This is a genomic window from Prochlorococcus marinus subsp. pastoris str. CCMP1986 (assembly GCF_000011465.1).
In the GTDB taxonomy this organism is placed as follows: domain Bacteria; phylum Cyanobacteriota; class Cyanobacteriia; order PCC-6307; family Cyanobiaceae; genus Prochlorococcus_A; species Prochlorococcus_A pastoris.
The window spans coordinates 1,297,453-1,313,023 of record NC_005072.1 but is presented as its reverse complement, the minus strand read 5'-3'; the positions used below and the strand labels follow the sequence as shown (position 1 = coordinate 1,313,023).

Genomic DNA, 15,571 nt, shown 5'->3' with positions numbered 1-15,571 from the left:
TTTAATGCGCGATAAACTTTATATTGAATTTTTCATAGATTAATTTTTTAAAAATATCTCCTCTTTGTTCATAGTCTCTAAATTGATCAAAACTCGAACATGAAGGAGAAAATAATAAAGTTTCAGATTGATTATTTTTTATATAAGAATAGGCGTAGTTGATTACTTCTGAAAGATCATTAAAAGTTAAAATATCATTCTTAAATCCTCCTTCAAGGATCAATTTTTTTAAGGTTTGCGAGCTTTCGCCAAAAAGAAATACAGCTTTTGCTTTTTTATTAATAATCTTTACCCATTCAATAGAATCCCCATTTTTTAACCTACCCCCAGAAATTATTATGGGAGAACCTTTAATTGCATTTATACCTGCTACGGAAGAGTCAAAATTGGTAGCCTTGCTATCATTAATTATTTCAAGTTCATCACGTTGGAATATTGTTTCCATTCTATGGGGAAGTTGTTCATAGCTAAGTAAAGCATTCTTTATTCTCTCAGTGGATAATCCAATTTTCCTTGCAGCTGCTACAGCTAGTAATAGATTTTGAGTGTTATGATTACCTTTCAATTTGAAATTCTTTAAACTCAATAATTTTTCCCTTCTCTCTACAATAAAGTTTTCATTATTTATCCAATAATCACAGTGATCTGAATCAGATACGTTAGGATTAGTAGTTATCCATATTCCATTTAAAAGTGATTTGAAATTTTCTTTTAAATATTGATCGTCGTAATTATAAATTCTAAATTCTGATTGTTTTAGTAAGCTATTTTTAATCTTGAAATAATTATCAAGTGTTTTGTGACGGTCAAGATGGTCGGGAGTAAATGTTGTCCAAATTCCAATTTTAGGTTTAATGCAATGTGTCGCTATTTCTATTTGAAAACTGCTTAATTCAGCGACTATCCAATCAATATTTTTGCTTTTTGTTGAGTAAGCAATTTCGCATAATGGAGTCCCAATATTGCCTGCAAATGGGGCGAATAAATTATTTTCTCTTAGTATATGACTTAATAAGTGAGTAACTGTAGTTTTCCCATTAGTACCAGTAATCCCAATCCAATTTATATTCTTTAAACTTTCCCATGCGATATTTATTTCCCCTATTACGACGATTCCTCGTTCTTTAAGTTTGATTATTGTTTTATGATCAAAGGGTATAGCTGGACTTACAACAATAGACTCAATTTGTCTAAGAAATTTATAAAACTCATCAAATAAAAATTGTTTATTTAAGCAAACAGATATATCGAGTTTTTCTAGTATTTTCTTTCTTTCTAAAAGTTCTTTATTTTCTTTACTTTCCCAGACAATAACTCTCTTTCCAATACTTCTTAAATACTTTGCCGCCCAAAAACCAGATCTTCCTAACCCAATAACAAAATTTATTTTTCCTTCCTTTTTTGAATTATTTTTAATAGGCATTAAATTTATAATTAAATTGAAGACTAGAAATTAAATGGTCTATTTAATTATGAAAAATTCTTTAAAAACTAATCTAATTTCTAAATTAAAATTAATAAACATCTTATTAATTATTTATGGATTTAATTTAATAGATATTGAATTAAAAGCTCATCTTAGAGGTTCTTATTCAACTGAAAGTGAAGCCAAAGAAAAAGCTAAAGACCTTGGTTGCTCTGGAACATTTAAAATAAAAGAAATGTGGATGGCTTGTGAAAGTGAAAAAGATCTTCACAAATACCTTAGAAAAAACAAATAATGTTTAAAACTAAAACAAGAAAACTTCACAGAAGTATTACTCTTATAGCAGTAATTCCATTATTAATAACCGTTCTTAGTGGAAGCTTATATTCTTTATTTCAATATTTTGGATTGGATTTTTTTGGCTTATGAAAATTCATACAGGAAATTTTTTCTTTATAAATCTACAACCTCTTTTTACACCTGTTGTAGGTTTATTAACAATATTTGCAATAATTTCTGGTTTATTTTTATTTCCTAGATCTAAAATTAAATACCCAGATTAATTAAATGAAAGAAAATATTACTGAATTATGGTTCTCTTGGTTCTATAAAAATTGGGAGAAAAATGCTCCGGGTAATTTGATTGATAAGGGGTTATCTCCATCACAAATTGCAGAGAGATTTGTAAATGAAAATCATAAAGAATTTTTGGAAATAGCCAATGAATTTGATGAAGATAATTATCAGGCTTTAAATGAATTTATGAAACTTTCAGAAAGTGAATTGCATATTTTGAAATATTTTTTGAAGTTAATAAAACTAAAAAACTCATAAAAAACTATTAAGTATTTCCAAACTCTTTTCCCATAAATTTTTTCTTTCTTTCTTATTTAGAGCAAATGGTGAAGTTGGAGATAATTTTGGATGACCTCTAAAATTGAATTTAGGTCCGTAATGGTCTCCTCCCTTTGCCATAGGAGAAGTGGCAGCAAGTAATTGAGGTAAAGCGCCCATTTCTGCCGATTGAAAAATTGGACTAAATAGTTCTAAAGAGAAAGTTTCAATTGGACTTGGTTTTGGTTTCTGTGCAGAAAAAAGATTTGTTTTTGCAATACCTGGATGGGCCGCCAAGGATAAAATATTTTTTTGCTTTATTTTTTCATTTAACTCTAAAGCAAACATTACGTTAGCTAATTTACTGGTAGCGTATGATTCCCACTTGTTATAGTAATTTTCTGCTTTAAGGTTATTCCACCCAACTTTTCCAAAGAACTGAGCCCCCGAAGTTACCGTTACTATTCTAGAGTTTTCTTTCTTTTCAATTAAAGGAAGAAATTTTAGTGTTAATAGCATATGTGCTAAATGATTGACCGCAAATTGTATCTCAAAACCTTGTTTGCTTAATGTTTTTGGCGGATGCATTATACCTGCATTGTTAATTAGCAAATCTAAGTTCTCAAACTCACTTGATATTTTTAATCCAATTTCACTTACATTATTTAAATCTGATAGATCTAGTTCTACAGGAGTAAACTTACCTTTAGGATTTAGCGACTTTAATTTATCTATAGCCGAATTAGCCTTTTCTAAACTTCTGCAAGCAAGTAAAACATGTGCATTTTTTTCTGCTAGAGCTTTAGCTGTGTAATATCCAAGACCACTGTTTGCTCCAGTAATAAAAGCTGTTTTCCCATCTAAATTGGGGATATCTGATATGGTCCAATTAGAATTTTTATTCCTGAAAGTAGTGGCAGTCATTTTCTAATTATTCTAAGAGATATTGAAACTTAATTAAAAATCAAGTTTGCTGAATATTTTTTATCGTAAATACATATGGTTAGGATCGCGAGTACTTAAATGATTACTCGTTTTGTAATTTAATTAAAAAATTTCATTAATTAAGAAATTACAATTTAGAAAAAAATTTTTTAGTATATTCAAAAATGTCATTACTTTTAGATGCTCAGGAAAAGTGGGATGATTTTTTAGAGAATAAAATCACAAACTACGAAAAACTTCGTAGTTTTGATTATGGCCCAACTAATAAAAGCTCCGTTTCAAAATTATCACCTTATATTTCCCATAGAGTTTTATTAGAATACGAATTGCTTGAAGAGGTTAAAAAGAAATATCGTTCTCAAAAGATTAATAAATTTGTTGAAGAGATTTATTGGAGAATTTATTGGCAAGGTTGGATGGAAAATAGACCAAAGGTGTGGTGTAATTTTATTTCAGAAAACAATTATGAATACGATATTGAAACCTATGAAAAAGCAATAAATGGAAACTCAGAATTAGGTTTTTTCAATTCATGGGTTAATGAGTTAAAAACTTATAACTACTTACACAATCATACTCGTATGTGGTTTGCTAGTACTTGGATTTTTAATTTAGGTCTGCCCTGGCAATTAGGCGCAAGTTTTTTCTTTAAACATCTTTATGATGGAGATGCTGCCTCGAATCTTTTGAGTTGGAGATGGGTTGCAGGGTTACAAACAAAAGGAAAGCAATATCGTTTTTCCTCAGCAAATCTAAGAAAATTTTCAAATAATAGATTCAATGTTGAGAAAATTAGTAATAGGCAAATCTTTCTTGAAGAAAAAAATCAAATCCCACTTGATGATGAGATTTATAAAAGCAATATGGAACAAAAGTCAGAAACCCTTATATTATTTGAAAACGATTTACATGTTTCAACTCTTGAAAATACACTACGAAATTACAAGAGCGTTTTTATTATCCTACTAAGTAATGATCAAAGAAAAATAAAATTATCTGAAGCAGTTTTGAGTTTCAAACAACAAATAGTTCTTGAATTCATAAAGCAATTTGATAATGTTACTCAGATTGATCCTTTAAAACTAAAAGAGACATTGGTTAATATTGATCATTTAGATATGATTTATCCTGGTGTTGGTGAAAATAACGATTTTATGAATAGTTTTAAGAAGTTAAATAATAAGGTGATTTTTAATTTAGTAAGAGATCAAGACTTATTTGCTTGGAAGTTTGCCAAAAAAGGGTTCTTTAAATTCAAAGAAAATATACCCAAAATTAATCAATATGTTTTTCAAAATTATTAATGGAAATTTTTGAAATGTAATAGCTTTTTAAAAAGCTAAAAATTCTAAATACGCAAATCATTAGGTATAAATACTTAATTCAAGATCAGTTTTATGGTTTAATCCACGATGAATAATGTGGCTAGTTATTTTTACTTAAGAAATACATTTTATAGTGCTTTCAACAATTCTTACAAAATCATTCAGCAAAGATACAGCTTTATTAATCTTAAGAGTAATTACTGGTACAGTTTTAATTCATCATGGATTTGAAAAGCTAGCTAATATAGATAATTTTGCTGATGCTTTTGTCAGACCCTTACACTTACCTTTCCCAATATTTTTATCATATGTAGCTGCATTTTCAGAAATTGGTGGAAGCTGGTTATTAATACTTGGTTTAGCTACAAGATTTGGTGCATTAGCAATAGTTGGTACTATATCGGTTGCTATCTATCATGCTCTAGTAACATCGGGATTTAATATTTTCTTGTTAGAACTTTTACTACTTTATTTCGCCTCAGCTACCTCAATAGCACTAACAGGTCCTGGAGATTTCTCAATTGATGAAGTAATAATAAGAGTATTGAGATCTGAATCTGCTGAAGAAGATATTCAAGAAACAGTAAAAACTAAAGCAAATAATGGTAAATCAATCAGTCAAGAGGATTCAACTAATAAAGGTGGTATCTTCCAATTCCTACAAGCTAACCTACTCTCAGATACTTCAAATTAAATTTTTGGATAAAGACTATCAATAAATTCCTGTTTTTTTTGTAATGAATTTATTTTTTCAAATTTAATTTTTAAAGTCGCTTCAGTTAAACTTAAGAAAAGTCCCAAAGCTGTCACCCAAGATAAAAAGATTAAAGGATTTTCAGGAATTTCAGAGAAATTCATATGGTTAATATTTCTTTTATAAAACTGACCGATCTATTTAATTTTTTCAACCTAAGTAAACAATTTAGAAATATTTTATGGATTTATTTCCATTCTTTTCCAATTATTTTCCTTATGCCATACATACCTCTTGTGGATAGGCATTACTAATTTAAGGAGATCTACAGAATATATTTCAAATTCTAATACAACAAAACTTTCTGGTTTATTTAAATCACTAGAAATTATTTGAGAAGTGCAAATATTCTTATTAATCTGTTTTCCTGGATGTTGCCAAAACCAAGTTGATTTGCATCTATCTGATAACGAATCCCAATATTTCATGTTTTCCTTTAACTCCTTCATTTTTCCTTTAAATCTGAATTGTGATTTGCTTTTAAAAAAAAGCCATAAAACCTCTGCGTTGGAGTTTAATTTTAATTGAGCAACTTTTTCGCTGCGGCTATCAGTAAAAATAAGGATTGAACTTTCACTTTGCCATCCTCTAAAAACTACCGTACGTAATCTAGGTTCGTTATCCTCGTTAATAGTACAAAGTTGAAACCACCTACTTGAGGGTAATTTACCTTCTTTTTTTCTCGCAGCTTTTAACTCCTGCCTCCATATTGGAATTTTAATTTCCTTCATTAAATTTGGGTAAAAGTAAACCACTAATTCGCTTATATTCCGCAAATGAAGCATATTTTGTAAGTGATTTGTCCTTTTTTAGCATTCTTGGTAGAAAGACTCCAAAGAAAAATAAAGCAAGAATAGCAAAAGGTATAAAACTCACAGAAAGGATAGCAAATGATAAATAAATTAGTATTTCACCAAGGTAATTTGTATTTCTTATATTTTTGAAAAATCCATCTTTAATAAGTTCTTTATTGATTTTAAGAGTGAAATATTTTTGAGCATCACTTGCAAAATGAAGAAAAACACCAATTATATTTATTGAAATAGAAGCTGCAATTATGGGATATGAAACTGATTTTTGGGAGGAAATGAGAATAAATGGAGCTATCCAGTAACTACCAAGGAAAATAAACCCAGTAATTGAAGTTATGAAATTTATTTTTTCTTTAAAATATGGATCTGGAAATATTTTTTCTTTTAACAACCAAAGTATTCCATAAGTTCCATGCAAAGATAAATAAACCCATGCAGCAATTGAATAATTTTTATAAAAAATCATTAACCCTGCCACAACAAACAGAGTTAAGCCTTTATGCAGGTTGATTATTTGGTTAAGTTTCATTTTCTAATTAATCTAAAAAACGAAAGTATTATTTGTGGATCTTCTTGCATTCATAAATAATCTAATGGGCGATACTGGATTCGAACCAGTGACCACTACCTTGTCGAGGTAATGCTCTACCGCTGAGCTAATCGCCCTTTTGAAAAAGTTAAATATTTGAACTCCCTATATGAAAATAGCAGCTCAAGGATTCATTTTCTAAGTAACTTAATTTTCCATCTTTCTCTTTTAGTTATTTCTAAATCTAGAATTTCAATAAACCCTTTGTTATCAAGTTGAAGTTTGTCGCCAACTTTTAAACTAATAGTACCTTTCTTTACTGTCTTACCATTTAATTTAAGCATTCCAGTTTCTATCCTTTCCAAAATTTTGTTCCTAGAGATTCGGAAACCTGCAGAAGCTATCGCATCTATCCTTGTTGAAGCCTCTACCGTATTAATTATTTTTTTTGATCTCCCAGCAGGTATTTGTAATTCATCTAAAGATACTATTTTTATTTTTACTTTTACATCTCTTAGGGAGAAAATCTTTTCATCTAAGAATTCAATTTTTGAATCGTCGATTATTCCTTGAGCTCCTCTATCGCCTATGGTCCAAATATCACCAATTCTTTCTTCCCTCAATCCATTATCCACTAATAGGGATCTAAAGTCATCCTGAGTTGCATTGTCAAACAAAAAATTACCATTCATTTGAAAACCTTTCGCAGGGAAATCTTTAATCAGTTCATTTTTCTCTGGGGTATTATCTTCTCTAAAACATGCAATCTTGGATCTTTGGGCTGAATTATATCCTCCAAAAACAAAAAATTTAAAATCATTTAAATTTTCAAATTCTTTCAAAATTTCTTCACACACAAATGTTGAATTAAACCCGGTCCAATATGTTTGCCAATGTTTTAAAGATAAATTAGAAATATTTATTAATTCCTCAATTTCTTTTTTGTAATTTGAATTTATTAGTAATTCCTTCAAGTCAATCATTTAGCCTTCTATAAAAATAATGTCTCTAGGGTCTGATTGTTTTATTAAAGCCCAGGGTAACTCAGTTCCTATTTGATTTTCAAGAAGAACAAGCCATTTTCCTTCTTTATTGAAATCAATAATAGATCTCAACTCTTTATTTCTATTAACGTTAATACTTGCTGAAGATACAATGCTACCTAAATATCCTGAGCCCATACCCAAAAGACCACCCATGAAAGATTCTCCTATATTGTTTAATCCAAGGAAGCTAAAAGTGGATAAGTTTGTCATATTAGAAAATGCTATGCCTGCTATAAAACCAAATGGCATTAGCCAGTTACGCATATTTTTCTGTCTTATTTTTCTATCAAGTTTTGGGTTTAGGATTCTTATGTTTTCAATTTCTTCAGATTTAAAGAAGCTATTTGTGGATAAATTTAATAATTGTTGTTGATCAGGAGTTGTTTTTTCTTTAGATGGCAAAATTAATAAACATTCTGTTAGAAATATTGATTTGTCCTTGAAAACATTTAATAGATCAAGGCATTTTTCTAACTCATTAAATATCACTATACTTTTAGTCAATTTTCATTCCTCAAATGTTGGTTTGTTGATTCAAATTAATAAAACAAGATATCTCTACTATAGATTAAGTTAAAGTAAAAAAATTAAAGAACAACTCTTTAAATGACAAAAGTTTTAATTACAGACCCAATTGATCAAAAGGGAATTGATATTCTCTCCCAAGTCGCTCAAGTTGATCAGAAGATAGGAATCTCGAACTCTGAATTGGCATCTATTATCCATGATTATGATGCTCTTATGATACGCTCAGGCACTCAAGTTACAGGAGATATTATTAACTCTTCTAAGAAACTAAGAATAATTGGAAGAGCTGGGGTTGGTGTAGATAATGTGGATGTTAAGGCAGCTACTCAAAAGGGAGTACTCGTTGTTAATTCTCCGGGAGGGAATACCATAGCTGCTGCCGAGCATACAATTGCAATGATGTTGGCATTATCAAGAAATATACCAATTGCAAATAGTAGTACTTTTTTGGGTAAATGGGAAAGAAAAAAATTTGTTGGTAATGAGTTGTTTAAGAAAAAGCTAGGTGTTGTAGGTTTAGGAAAAATAGGAACTCATGTCGCAAAAGTTGCCAATGCTCTTGAAATGGATGTTTATGGATATGATCCATTTGTTTCCTCAGAAAGAGCACAACAATTACAGGTCAGATTGTCCGAATTAAAAACATTGTTTGAGGAATCTGATTATGTAACTTTACATTTGCCGAGGACTTCAGAAACAGAAAACCTCGTAAATATGAAGGTGCTTAAAAGTATGAAAAAAAATGCAAAATTAATAAACTGTGCACGTGGGGGAATAATTGATGAAGAAGCTTTAGCTGAGGCACTTAATAATTCATTGATAGGAGGAGCCGCGATTGATGTGTTTGCTAAAGAGCCATTAGACTCCAATTCACCACTACTTAAAGTTGATAAAAATTTAATCCTTACACCTCATTTAGGAGCATCAACTAGGGAAGCTCAAGAGAATGTTGCTGTAGATGTTGCTGAACAAATAAGAGATGTTCTTTTGGGACTTTCTGCACGAACAGCAGTAAATATTCCGGGTTTAAGTCCTGATATTATGGATAGCCTTAAACCTCATTTGCAATTAGCTGAAACAATGGGCCTTTTAATAAGCCAACTTTCTGGAGGACAAATTCAAAAGTTAGAGGTAAGGCTTCAAGGTGAATTTGTGCAACACCCTTCACAGCCTTTAATCATAGCCAGTTTAAAAGGTCTATTAAGTAAGGCTCTAGGTGATCGAATAAATTATGTTAACGCTTCTCTTGAAGCAGAGTCTAGAGGTATTTCAGTAGTTGAAAGTAAAGACGAGGCTAGACCGGAATTTGCTAGCGGTTCACTTCAATTAACTACATTTGGAGATAATGGTGAGCATAGTGTTGCAGGAAGCATTTTTGCTGATGGTGAATTGAGAATAATTAGCATTGATCAATATCCAGTTAATGTTTCTCCTAGTAGATTTATGCTTATAACTAGGCATAGAGATATGCCGGGCATTATTGGAAAGTTAGGTTCCCTCCTAGGGGACCACAATGTCAATATTGCCTCAATGCAAGTTGGTAGAAAAATTGTCAGAGGAGAAGCTGTTATGGTTTTAAGTATTGATGATCCTATTCCTACAAATTTGCTTGAATCAATTCTTGAAGTTGAGGGAATCACTAGTTCTGATCCAGTAACTTTATAAATAATTTGAGTAGTTAATGGAAATAAAAAATTGGTATGAACTTACTTTTGAAATAGAAACTAATTTAGAAGAAATTATTATTTGGAAATTGAATGAATTAGGTATATCTAGTTACGCATTTGAAATTTTATTAAATAATAAAAATAATAAAAAAGTAATAATTTGGCTTCCACATTTAAATTGGCCAGAAAGTTTAAGAATTAAACTCGTAAGAAATATTAAAGAGGTTTTAGATAAAAACAATTATCAAACCAATTGTTTTGAGTGGAATCTTATTGAACAGGAAGATTGGATATCAAGCTGGAAGAAATATTGGGGACCAGAAATTGTAGGGGATAACTTACTTATATTGCCTTGCTGGCTTGAATTACCAGAGGAATATAAAAATAAGAAAGTTATTAAAATAGATCCTGGAGCAGCTTTTGGTACAGGAAGTCATCCCACGACATCTCTTTGCTTAGAAGAATTGGAAAAGATTTCATTATCTAGCAAGAAAATATTAGATATAGGTTCTGGTAGTGGTATTTTAAGTATTGCCGCTAGATCTTTTGGGGCTAGCAAAATTTATTCTATTGATAATGATTATCTGGCAATAAATTCTACTGAGTCTAATTTTCGGCTGAATTTTGGTAATCTTGATAATTTAAAAACATATCTAGGATCATTTGATGGGTTGGTTTCAAAATATACTTTGAAAAATTTTGATTTTATTTTGTGTAATATTCTTGCAGAAGTTATAAAAGGCATAATCCCTGACATTCGTAATTGCCTTAAAATTGATGGAGAAGTTATTTTAAGTGGAATCTTGAATTCACAAAAAGATGAAATTATCAAATTATTAAAAGCTAGTAATTTACGAATAAATGATGTATCTTCTAAAAAAGATTGGGTGTGCATTACAGCACAAAAAATACCCTAATCTTAAAAATACATAAGTTTTTCTAATGTAACCCGCTTTTAGCATTGTATTGTTTCATTTTTTACACCCTTTGCACGCAAATGTCTACAAACAATGTTAAAAAAGTATTAACGGTAAATTTTTACCATCAATTTTTAAATTAAATGGCTTCTTACAAAGTTACACTTATCAGTGAAAGTGAAGGTCTCAATTCTACGATTGAAGTACCTGATGATCAGTACATTTTAGATGCTGCTGAAGAACAGGGTGTCGATCTACCATATTCTTGTAGAGCAGGAGCTTGTTCTACATGTGCAGGTAAAATCACATCAGGAACTGTTGATCAATCAGACCAAAGTTTTTTAGATGATGATCAATTAGAGGCTGGTTTTGTCCTTACTTGTGTTGCATATCCATCTTCAGATGTAACAATTACTACTCATGCTGAAGAAGAGCTCTATTAATTATAAAAAATAACTTTAGTTAGTTGTTTTATTAAAATTTTTCTGCCATTCTCATATGAGGTGGCCTTTTTTTTGGGATAAATGAATAAATTTGAATTTTTTAAAACCGATGCAATCCAATCAAGTTACGGTGGTCAATTCAGTTATAAAGTGATTGGCCCATGTTGCAGGCTATATGACAGAGAAGAGTTGCCTTGGCCTTGTTCTAGGCTGGCCTGGCGCAGTAAAGAGCCAAGTTGGAGAAGAATAGGAGCTAGATTTGTCGCAGATATGGCCTCAAGGAAATGTCCATCGTATTCAGTTCAAATTTTAGAACCAGGATCAAAACCTGTAGAAACGGTAATAACACTATTCTCAAAGAAGTTTTCTTCAGAAATCCAAGAATGGTGGTACAGCAAAAAACCAGGCTCAAAAGAACCTGGTAATGTGTTGCCAGAAAGTATTTAAAATATTTTTTTAAGCTTTTGGTTTTGGAGGCATATAACCTCTTAAACCTGAGCATTCAAGACTCTCGAAAGTATCAACACCTGTCTGTGAATTTGTTCCAGAGGCCCTTTCGCATAATGATTTTCTTGTTTTTAAATCAAGATTCGCATTAGTAAAGTCTGCTCCATCTATAGTTGCTCCGTCGAAAACACTTTTCATAAGCTCGCCATTTGTCAGATTTGCATCTGAAAAATCAGCATTATCAAAACGAGTTGCATAGGCAATAAGATCTTTCATATTGGCACCTTTGAAACTAGAGTTCTTGGCAGTTGTTACGCTCATATAGGCACCTTGTAGGTTGGCTTCGCCTAAATCTTGATTAGATAAATCATATTTTACATATTCATTATTTTGAAGATCTGCACCATGAAGATCTTCTTTTAATCCATCTACTGATGATGGATCACTTGGATAAAGGGCATTTGCAGAGATTGGATTAAGAAGTAAACCAATAATCAATGGAAGAAAAATAAGAAGTCTTTTGAAAGACTTGTTTAGTGATGAAAAAATAGAAACCATTTCGATCGACATCAAATTAAAAAAAACCATAAGACTATTATTTCATGGGTTGGTCATTTACAACCCTACTGCTCACGAACTGTTGCAGTTTATTTAATTTCTGCGGTTAAAAAATCTTTAGCAAGATAAGTATTAGGGAAGATTTTTTGAGCTTCTTTTAGCAAATCGCTTGGCTTGATTGAACTCCTTTGAGTATATCTTGGGCTTAAATGTGTGATAATTAATTTCTTGACGTTAGACAATAGTGCAGTTTTTGCTGCCATTATTGTTGTCGAATGTAATTTTTCGTAAGCCATTTTTTCATCTTCTTTTGAAAATGTAGATTCATGAACTAGTAAATCAGCATTTTTAGATAAGTTAACTGCCGATTTGCTAAAAACTGTATCAGTACAGTAAACAAAACTTTCACCTTTTCTAGGAGGACCACAAAAATCTTGCCCATTAAAAGATCTCCCATCTTTCAATTGAACTGTTTTACCTGCTTGTAATTCTGAATATATAGGCCCGGGAGGAATATTTGAATCTTCTGCTTTTTTGATATCGAATACTCCTGGCTTATCTTTCTCGCTCACACGATAACCATAAGCAGGTAGCCTGTGTTTAAGGCAGGCACAATGTACTTTTAACTTATCGTTTTCAAATAAAATTTTATTTAATGAGGCGAAATCTTCAACTGCTCGAAAACGTAAAGGAAATGACAACTTGCAAAAGCTGCTTTCAAGTGCGGAAGTTACAAAACTTTTTAACTCTGAAGGACCATAAATTTCAATACCATTACTATTACCTGATAAGCCTAATGTAGCTAAAAGCCCTGGCAAACCATATATATGATCACCATGCATATGAGTAATAAATATCTTCTTAATTTGTGAAGATTTTATATTACTCTTCATTAGCTGATGTTGAGTTCCTTCTCCGCAGTCAAAAAGCCATACTTCAGCTGTTTGAGATAATTTAAGTGCTAATGATGAGACATTTCTTGTTAAGGTTGGCACCCCAGAGCTTGTTCCTAAGAAAGTAATGTTCACTTATAAATATTTTTATTTTAATATCTAGATTTAATCTAGACTTTTAGTCAAACTAAGGCAAATACAAAATTTGTTTTTCAGACATAGTGATTTTAAAAACTATAAAAATCTCTAATAAATTATGTTTAATTGGGATTATAGTTTTTTGTCTTTTTCAGAATCACTCTGTATCCGCCTCCAGAGAACCATTAATTAGAGTTCTAATATCAAAAAACAGAAATTTAAGGATAAGATCTGATAAATCAATTCCATTAATTATTAAAGGGCAAAAATTCTCAAATAAAAAAATTAAAGGTTTAACTGTAAAAAAAGAAAATAATACAACATCATTATTTTTTGATAAGAACAAACAAAAAATCTATGATTTAAAAAATAAAGTAAAATTAGTAGTTAAATCTTCTGATGGTAGAGGTATTTGGGTTGGCCAGAAAAGATATTCAGGAATTTTAAATCTATTAGTTCTTGAGTCTGAGATATTAGTGATTAATATCCTTGGAATCGAAAAGTATCTGAGTAGTGTTGTTGGCTCAGAGATGCCAGCTAAATGGCCTTTAGAGGCATTAAAAGCACAGGCTATTGCTTCAAGGACTTATGCTTTAAAACAAAAAGGAAATCAAATTTATGATATTGATTCTACTCAGAAAAATCAAGTTTATAATGGCTTAGAATCAAGAACCTATAAAACTATAAGGGCAGTAAGAAGTACAAGATCATTAGTTTTGACATATAAAAATAAATTAATTAATGCCTTGTTTCACAGTAGTTCAGGAGGTATGACAGAAAATAGTCAAGATGTTTGGAAGAATGAATATCCTTATTTATCAAGCGTTAGAGATTTTGATAGAAATAATCCAAAACTACAATGGAAAAAAAAATTCTCAAGCGGAGAATTACAAAAATTATTCCCTGAAATTGGAGGAATTAAAAAAATTGAGATTTTGAATATAACTAATACTGGGAGAGTAAAAAATGTGCAAATTTTTGGCAAATATGGCTCTGATCAAATATCAGGAGTTGATATTAGAAAAAGAATGAATCTGAAAAGTACTTTTATGAGGTTTAAATTCATTGAAGATAAAAAATATATTTCCGATAATGATAATTCTAATAATCCTATTGAAAAAACTTTAATAGTTTTTGGTCGAGGCTCTGGCCATGGTGTAGGGATGAGTCAGTGGGGTGCAAGATATATGGCTTCCAAAGGTCAAAAAGCAGATAGAATATTAAAACATTTTTATAAGGGTGTTGGAATTAAACCGTTTAGCAAAAATTACTTATAAAAAGTTATTTTGCATTAAGAACTAATTTGGGATGTAATATAGTTTTTTCTTCATTAATAAAACCAATTCCTAATAGGATTTTGTTAGGGTCAATAATTTTTATTGGTTTTTTGTAATCAAAAGAGCGGCTTTTAACAAAATTATTAGCATCAAATTTAATTATTCTTCCTGTTTGCCAAAAGTTAATTTCTTCTTGATTAGCTAAAACTAGTGTTGAAATATGATCAAGAGCAGAAATTGTGGGAATAATAAAAGGTGCGTTTTTGTCATTATTATCACTTAGATCAGATATCTTTATAGAATTTTTCTCATGGAATCCACAAGCCGAAATCCTTTTAAGTTTCAAAAGACAACCCTCAGAATCTAAGCTCCCGCCCAAATCTCTAGCGATGGATCTTATATAAGTTCCTGAGGAACAAGACACTTTTATTTCTAATATTCCATTTATTTGATCCCATTTGTTTAGAACTAATTCTTCTATTTCTACCTCTTTTGGTTTTAATTCAAATTCCTCATTTTTAAAAGCTTTTTTGTATGCTCTTTCTCCATTAACGTGAACACTAGATACTATAGGAGGTACTTGTTGGATAATACCTCTGAAGTTATTTAAATATTTATCTAATTGCTTATGGCTCAAAACAGGCCAATCTTTTTTGTTAAGAATTTCGCCTTGCATATCATCAGTTTTTGTTCTTATGCCTAATTGGATTTGGCCAATATAGGTTTTGCCTTGAGGTAAATATTGAATAAATCTTGTAGCACTGCCTATCGCAATTGGTAAAGTACCTGTTACATCGGGATCTAAAGTACCTGTGTGACCAACTTTTTTGATACCTAATAATTTCCTTATTTGTTTAACGCAATCATGAGAGGTAAATCCTTTCTCTTTATTTATTGCTATAAATCCATCTTTAATTTCCATTTTAATATTAAGATTCCTATGAGAACTATTTCTTACTATTTTATTATTTTTAAATAAGGAATTATTAAAGTAAGAAATTGAAAAAAGATGATTTCATAATAAAAGAATTT

Annotated in this window: 20 protein-coding genes and 1 tRNA gene; 10 read left to right on the top strand and 11 right to left on the bottom strand. The window is 30.5% G+C overall.

The genetic code is table 11. The features are described 5' to 3' along the window. Window position 1: 1 nt before the first annotated feature. Window positions 2-1,423, bottom strand: coding sequence for a UDP-N-acetylmuramoyl-L-alanine--D-glutamate ligase (murD, locus tag TX50_RS07320; protein ID WP_011132998.1), 1,422 nt, complete (start codon window positions 1,421-1,423; stop codon window positions 2-4). 49 nt (window positions 1,424-1,472) lie between these two features. Here murD and TX50_RS09365 point away from each other — a divergent pair, with 49 nt between their 5' ends. The 3 genes from TX50_RS09365 to TX50_RS07305 all read left to right on the top strand — a co-directional run bounded on the left by TX50_RS09365 (window position 1,473) and on the right by TX50_RS07305 (window position 2,260). After that, on the top strand, window positions 1,473-1,721 hold the full coding sequence (locus tag TX50_RS09365; RefSeq protein WP_036930502.1) for a DUF3721 domain-containing protein: 249 nt from the start codon (window positions 1,473-1,475) through the stop codon (window positions 1,719-1,721). 130 nt (window positions 1,722-1,851) lie between these two features. Then, window positions 1,852-1,989: a hypothetical protein gene (locus tag TX50_RS09985; RefSeq protein ID WP_327077670.1), complete on the top strand. Its 138-nt coding sequence runs from the start codon at window positions 1,852-1,854 to the stop codon at window positions 1,987-1,989. A 4-nt stretch (window positions 1,990-1,993) separates the two neighbouring features. Further along, entirely contained in the window at window positions 1,994-2,260 is a 267-nt protein-coding gene (locus TX50_RS07305; protein ID WP_011132996.1) for a hypothetical protein, read from the top strand. Here the strand turns inward: TX50_RS07305 and TX50_RS07300 are convergent. Beyond that, window positions 2,255-3,184: an oxidoreductase gene (locus TX50_RS07300; protein WP_011132995.1), complete on the bottom strand. Its 930-nt coding sequence runs from the start codon at window positions 3,182-3,184 to the stop codon at window positions 2,255-2,257. The genes TX50_RS07305 and TX50_RS07300 overlap by 6 nt on opposite strands. A 185-nt stretch (window positions 3,185-3,369) precedes the next feature. Here TX50_RS07300 and TX50_RS07295 point away from each other — a divergent pair, with 185 nt between their 5' ends. Beyond that, window positions 3,370-4,509: an FAD-binding domain-containing protein gene (locus tag TX50_RS07295; protein WP_011132994.1), complete on the top strand. Its 1,140-nt coding sequence runs from the start codon at window positions 3,370-3,372 to the stop codon at window positions 4,507-4,509. A gap of 154 nt (window positions 4,510-4,663) precedes the next feature. Further along, window positions 4,664-5,224, top strand: a complete 561-nt coding sequence (locus TX50_RS07290; RefSeq protein WP_011132993.1) for a DoxX family protein — start codon at window positions 4,664-4,666, stop codon at window positions 5,222-5,224. On the opposite strand, the gene TX50_RS09785 is transcribed toward TX50_RS07290, so the two are convergent. From TX50_RS09785 to TX50_RS07265, 6 genes are all read right to left on the bottom strand, one after another. Next, complete coding sequence (locus TX50_RS09785; protein ID WP_173028037.1) at window positions 5,221-5,388, bottom strand: hypothetical protein; 168 nt, start codon at window positions 5,386-5,388, stop codon at window positions 5,221-5,223. The genes TX50_RS07290 and TX50_RS09785 overlap by 4 nt on opposite strands. Before the next feature lie 75 nt (window positions 5,389-5,463). Further along, window positions 5,464-6,015, bottom strand: a complete 552-nt coding sequence (locus TX50_RS07285) for a pyridoxamine 5'-phosphate oxidase family protein (RefSeq protein ID WP_011132992.1) — start codon at window positions 6,013-6,015, stop codon at window positions 5,464-5,466. After that, window positions 6,002-6,625 (bottom strand): DUF1295 domain-containing protein, encoded by a 624-nt coding sequence (locus TX50_RS07280; protein WP_011132991.1) that lies wholly within the window; start codon window positions 6,623-6,625, stop codon window positions 6,002-6,004. The genes TX50_RS07285 and TX50_RS07280 overlap by 14 nt, the downstream gene beginning before the upstream one ends. 65 nt (window positions 6,626-6,690) lie before the next feature. Continuing rightward, a tRNA-Val gene (locus TX50_RS07275) sits at window positions 6,691-6,762 on the bottom strand. Between the two features lie 54 nt (window positions 6,763-6,816). Continuing rightward, a complete protein-coding gene (locus tag TX50_RS07270) occupies window positions 6,817-7,608 on the bottom strand; it encodes a photosystem II S4 domain protein (RefSeq protein WP_011132990.1) in 792 nt (263 codons plus the stop codon). Beyond that, complete coding sequence (locus TX50_RS07265; protein WP_011132989.1) at window positions 7,609-8,175, bottom strand: hypothetical protein; 567 nt, start codon at window positions 8,173-8,175, stop codon at window positions 7,609-7,611. A gap of 102 nt (window positions 8,176-8,277) precedes the next feature. On the opposite strand from TX50_RS07265, the gene serA reads away from it, so the two are divergent. The 4 genes from serA (at window position 8,278) to TX50_RS07245 (ending at window position 11,673) form a co-directional block, all read left to right on the top strand. Then, window positions 8,278-9,864 (top strand): phosphoglycerate dehydrogenase, encoded by a 1,587-nt coding sequence (gene serA, locus TX50_RS07260; RefSeq protein ID WP_011132988.1) that lies wholly within the window; start codon window positions 8,278-8,280, stop codon window positions 9,862-9,864. A 16-nt stretch (window positions 9,865-9,880) separates the two neighbouring features. After that, window positions 9,881-10,783, top strand: coding sequence for a 50S ribosomal protein L11 methyltransferase (prmA, locus tag TX50_RS07255; protein WP_011132987.1), 903 nt, complete (start codon window positions 9,881-9,883; stop codon window positions 10,781-10,783). Window positions 10,784-10,926: 143 nt separating this feature from the next. Next, a complete protein-coding gene (locus TX50_RS07250) occupies window positions 10,927-11,226 on the top strand; it encodes a ferredoxin (RefSeq protein ID WP_011132986.1) in 300 nt (99 codons plus the stop codon). An 81-nt stretch (window positions 11,227-11,307) separates the two neighbouring features. Beyond that, window positions 11,308-11,673 carry a hypothetical protein gene (locus TX50_RS07245; protein WP_011132985.1) on the top strand — a complete coding sequence of 122 codons (366 nt, stop codon included), beginning with the start codon at window positions 11,308-11,310 and terminating at the stop codon, window positions 11,671-11,673. 9 nt (window positions 11,674-11,682) lie between these two features. On the opposite strand, the gene TX50_RS07240 is transcribed toward TX50_RS07245, so the two are convergent. Then, window positions 11,683-12,231, bottom strand: coding sequence for a pentapeptide repeat-containing protein (locus TX50_RS07240; protein ID WP_225866753.1), 549 nt, complete (start codon window positions 12,229-12,231; stop codon window positions 11,683-11,685). Between the two features lie 89 nt (window positions 12,232-12,320). Next, entirely contained in the window at window positions 12,321-13,259 is a 939-nt protein-coding gene (rnz, locus tag TX50_RS07235; RefSeq protein ID WP_011132983.1) for a ribonuclease Z, read from the bottom strand. An 86-nt stretch (window positions 13,260-13,345) separates the two neighbouring features. Between rnz and TX50_RS07230 the strand changes: the two genes are divergently transcribed. Continuing rightward, complete coding sequence (locus TX50_RS07230; protein WP_011132982.1) at window positions 13,346-14,539, top strand: SpoIID/LytB domain-containing protein; 1,194 nt, start codon at window positions 13,346-13,348, stop codon at window positions 14,537-14,539. A gap of 4 nt (window positions 14,540-14,543) precedes the next feature. Here TX50_RS07230 and truB read toward each other — a convergent pair whose 3' ends face one another. Continuing rightward, window positions 14,544-15,461, bottom strand: coding sequence for a tRNA pseudouridine(55) synthase TruB (gene truB, locus TX50_RS07225; protein ID WP_011132981.1), 918 nt, complete (start codon window positions 15,459-15,461; stop codon window positions 14,544-14,546). Window positions 15,462-15,571 lie beyond the last annotated feature (110 nt).

Excerpts from the sequence above, each read along its gene's own strand:
- murD (WP_011132998.1), bottom strand. The coding sequence starts at position 1,423 with ATGCCTATTAAAAATAATTCAAAAAAGGAAGGAAAAATAAATTTTGTT.
- TX50_RS09365 (WP_036930502.1), top strand. The coding sequence starts at position 1,473 with ATGAAAAATTCTTTAAAAACTAATCTAATTTCTAAATTAAAATTAATA.
- TX50_RS09985 (WP_327077670.1), top strand. The coding sequence starts at position 1,852 with ATGAAAATTCATACAGGAAATTTTTTCTTTATAAATCTACAACCTCTT.
- TX50_RS07305 (WP_011132996.1), top strand. The coding sequence starts at position 1,994 with ATGAAAGAAAATATTACTGAATTATGGTTCTCTTGGTTCTATAAAAAT.
- TX50_RS07300 (WP_011132995.1), bottom strand. The coding sequence starts at position 3,184 with ATGACTGCCACTACTTTCAGGAATAAAAATTCTAATTGGACCATATCA.
- TX50_RS07295 (WP_011132994.1), top strand. The coding sequence starts at position 3,370 with ATGTCATTACTTTTAGATGCTCAGGAAAAGTGGGATGATTTTTTAGAG.
- TX50_RS09785 (WP_173028037.1), bottom strand. The coding sequence starts at position 5,388 with ATGAATTTCTCTGAAATTCCTGAAAATCCTTTAATCTTTTTATCTTGG.
- TX50_RS07285 (WP_011132992.1), bottom strand. The coding sequence starts at position 6,015 with ATGAAGGAAATTAAAATTCCAATATGGAGGCAGGAGTTAAAAGCTGCG.
- TX50_RS07280 (WP_011132991.1), bottom strand. The coding sequence starts at position 6,625 with ATGAAACTTAACCAAATAATCAACCTGCATAAAGGCTTAACTCTGTTT.
- TX50_RS07270 (WP_011132990.1), bottom strand. The coding sequence starts at position 7,608 with ATGATTGACTTGAAGGAATTACTAATAAATTCAAATTACAAAAAAGAA.
- serA (WP_011132988.1), top strand. The coding sequence starts at position 8,278 with ATGACAAAAGTTTTAATTACAGACCCAATTGATCAAAAGGGAATTGAT.
- prmA (WP_011132987.1), top strand. The coding sequence starts at position 9,881 with ATGGAAATAAAAAATTGGTATGAACTTACTTTTGAAATAGAAACTAAT.
- TX50_RS07250 (WP_011132986.1), top strand. The coding sequence starts at position 10,927 with ATGGCTTCTTACAAAGTTACACTTATCAGTGAAAGTGAAGGTCTCAAT.
- TX50_RS07245 (WP_011132985.1), top strand. The coding sequence starts at position 11,308 with ATGAATAAATTTGAATTTTTTAAAACCGATGCAATCCAATCAAGTTAC.
- TX50_RS07240 (WP_225866753.1), bottom strand. The coding sequence starts at position 12,231 with ATGGTTTCTATTTTTTCATCACTAAACAAGTCTTTCAAAAGACTTCTT.
- truB (WP_011132981.1), bottom strand. The coding sequence starts at position 15,461 with ATGGAAATTAAAGATGGATTTATAGCAATAAATAAAGAGAAAGGATTT.